This window comes from Streptomyces colwelliae, assembly GCF_048158785.1.
In the GTDB taxonomy this organism is placed as follows: domain Bacteria; phylum Actinomycetota; class Actinomycetes; order Streptomycetales; family Streptomycetaceae; genus Streptomyces.
In genome coordinates this window covers 1-1,052 of record NZ_JBLTJC010000826.1, presented here as the reverse complement: position 1 = coordinate 1,052, position 1,052 = coordinate 1, and the positions used below count along the sequence as shown (strand labels likewise).

2 pseudogenes are annotated in these 1,052 nt (G+C 71.7%); one reads left to right on the top strand and one right to left on the bottom strand.

Annotated elements, in window-relative coordinates:
• Positions 1-132 precede the first annotated feature (132 nt).
• Positions 133-519, bottom strand: a pseudogene (locus ACNFOC_RS54635) (AMP-binding protein); the annotation flags it as partial.
• 144 nt (positions 520-663) lie between these two features.
• Between ACNFOC_RS54635 and ACNFOC_RS54630 the strand changes: the two are divergent.
• Positions 664-1,052 (top strand): annotated as a pseudogene (locus ACNFOC_RS54630) (lipid-transfer protein); the annotation flags it as partial.

Sequence of the window (1,052 nt, the reverse complement as noted above, 5' to 3'; positions counted from 1 at the left end):
GTCATGCTCCAGAGCCAGAACTCGTCACGGGTTCCCTGGGTGACGGTCGAATCGGCCCGGCGACGCCCTCGGCTATCCGATCGAGTTCACCTCGCTGGACCGCATCCGCGCGAGCCACGGACAGCGCGGCGTGGCCGCCGCGCGCCGCAGCGACGCCACGTACGACGTCCCCAGGAACGTCCCGGTCACGAACAGCAGCCGCGCCCCGCTGCTCCGCAGCACATACGCGGCCTCGCTCCCCTTGAAGCGTGTGTTCAGCGGCACCAGGACCGCGCCCGCCGACACCGCGCCGAGCGCCGAGACGATCCAGTCCGTCGAGTTCGGCGCCCAGATGCCCACCCGGTCGCCGGCCTCGATCCCGGCGGCGACACAGGCCGCTGCCGCGCGCTCCACCCGGGCGCCCAGCTCGGCGTACGAGATCCGCGTCCGGCCCTCCACCACCGCCTCGGCGTCCGCGTACCGCTCCACGGCGGACCGCACCAGGCCCGGGATGGTGCCCCACTCCACGTCTCCGCGCATGAACGGCCTCCCCAAACCCGCTAGCTGACTACCCGTCAGATTAGCTGTAGCCTGACGCCCTGTCAGCAGCCCCGGTGTCACGCGGAGGTGCACAGAAACATGGCCGCACAGAGCATGGCGGGACAGCGCATGGCCGGACATCGCATGGCCGGACTGAAGGACGCGACCGCGATCGTCGGCATCGGACAGACCTCCTTCGCCAAGCAACTCCCCGAGGACGAGCGGACCTTGGCGTGTCGTGCCGTGCTCGCCGCCCTCGACGACGCGGGGATCTCCCCCGGCGAGGTGGACGCCCTCGCCTCCTACACGATGGAGGAGACCGACGAGGTCGAACTGGCGAAGGCGGTCGGCTTCGGGGACCTGACCTTCTTCAGCAAGATCGGTTACGGGGGCGGGGGTTCGTGCGCCACCGTCGCCCACCTCGCCACCGCCATCGCCGCCGGCCAGGCGACGGTCGGCGTGGCCTGGCGGTCCCGGAAGCGCGGCAGCGGGGCGAGACCCTGGACCGACACGACCCGCCAACTCCCCACCCC